Raw genomic sequence first — 216 nt, 5'->3', positions numbered from 1 at the left:
GAAAATACTGCGGCTCAAGTAGTCAACTACTACAACCCAACTACGAAGAAAGTTGAAAAACCTGAAAAACCAACTGAAAAACGTGTAAACAACGTTCCAGTTGAAGTGGAATTCAACTTCACTAAACGCTTGGAAGGCCGTGAGCTTAAAGCTAACGAATTCAGCTTCGTTCTTAAAGATTCAGAAGGTAAGACTCTTGAAACTGTAAGCAACGAT

1 protein-coding gene is annotated in these 216 nt (G+C 39.4%); it reads left to right on the top strand.

All coding sequences use genetic code 11. The annotated features are described in order from the left end of the window. A partial coding sequence (locus AC3E7H_RS10100) for a hypothetical protein (RefSeq protein WP_490676528.1) occupies positions 1 to 216 on the top strand: 216 nt, incomplete at both ends.

Source organism: Streptococcus sp. SCPM-O-B-15304 (M98), assembly GCF_058200215.1.
This window is presented reverse-complemented; position numbering and strand designations above follow the sequence as displayed.